The 1,466-nt window shown below is 66.8% G+C and carries 1 protein-coding gene; it reads left to right on the top strand.

Annotated elements, in window-relative coordinates; all coding sequences use genetic code 11:
- The first annotated feature begins 239 nt into the window (after positions 1-239).
- A complete protein-coding gene (locus tag ACWFQ8_RS33535) occupies positions 240-1,442 on the top strand; it encodes an IS110 family transposase (protein WP_453790041.1) in 1,203 nt (400 codons plus the stop codon).
- Positions 1,443-1,466 lie beyond the last annotated feature (24 nt).

The raw sequence follows: 1,466 nt of genomic DNA, 5'->3' as shown, positions 1-1,466 counted from the left end.
CCCATTACCGTTTTGGTTGCCTCGCAATGGGGCGCCCGGCCTCCGGAGTTGGCATGACTTTCTCCCCCTGTCGATCGCATGTCTTGGGGGGTGGTGTCACCGGCTCCGGAGGCATCGACAGACCGCTGATTAGGGGCATGACCACCGGCCTTCTCGCAGGTCGGGAGGCTCTTCGTAATGTGGATGTGGCGATCGGTGCCGTGGGACGGCCGGGCGATGGGGACGACCGAAGGACGCACGTGATCGACATCAGCGGCATCGGTGCTTTCCTCGGCCTGGACGTCGGCAAGGGCGAACACCACGCCACCGCCGTCACGCCGGCCGGGAAAAAGACCTTCGACAAACGGCTGCCCAACAGCGAGCCCAAGCTCCGCGAGGTCTTCGGGAAACTGCAGGCCAAGCACGGAACCGTGCTGGTGGTCGTGGACCAGCCGGCCTCCATCGGCGCTCTGCCACTGGCGGTGGCCCGGGACATGGGCTGCCCAGTGGCCTATCTGCCGGGGCTGACGATGCGGCGGATCGCCGATCTCTATCCGGGCGAGGCCAAGACCGATGCCCGCGACGCGTTCGTCATCGCGGACGCGGCCCGCGTCATGCCTCACACGCTCCGCTCGGTCGATCTCCAAGACGAGACAATCGCCGAGCTCGAGATGATCGTCGGCTTCGACGACGACCTGGCCGGCGAAGCGACGCGGATCAGCAACCGCCTGCGGGGCTTGCTCACGCAGATTCACCCGTCGCTGGAACGGGTCCTGGGCCCACGAGTTCAGCACCCGGCCGTGCTCAAGCTCCTCGACCAATTCGGTTCCCCGGCCCAGATCCACAAGGCAGGACGCCGCCGGCTCGTGACGCTGATACGCCCGAAGGCGCCGCGGATGGCCGAGCGCCTCGTCGAGGACATCTTCACGGCTCTGGACGAACAGACCGTCGTCGTCCCGGGCACCGACGCGGCCGCATTGATCGTTCCCAGCCTCGCCGGTTCGCTCCAGGCATTGCTTGACCAGCGAAAACTCCTCGCCGCCCGAATCGAGGAGCTGCTGGAGGACCACCCTCTTTCGAAGGTCCTGACGTCCATGCCGGGGATCGGCGTCAGGACCGGAGCCCGCATCCTCATCGACGTCGGCGACGGCAGTTCGTTCCCGTCCGCCGCCCACCTTGCCGCCTATGCCGGCCTCGCCCCGACGACCCGCAGTTCCGGTTCGTCGATTCGGGGCGAGCAACCCTCCCGACGCGGAAACAAGCAGCTCAAACGGGCTTTCTTCCTCTCCGCGTTCGCCGCCCTGGCCGACCCCACCTCCAGGGCCTACTACGACAAGAAGATCAGCCAGGGCAAGCACCACACCCAAGCCCTGCTCTGCCTCGCCAGACGACGAGCCGACGTCCTCTTCGCCATGCTCCGAGACGGCACCTTCTACGAACCCCAACCCGCCCCATCAGCTTGACCAAACCCATAGGGGCACCCCCCC

The organism is Streptomyces sp. NPDC055254, assembly GCF_053606025.1.
The sequence above is the reverse complement of the archived record's forward strand: the minus strand, read 5'-3'. Positions and strand labels throughout refer to the sequence as shown.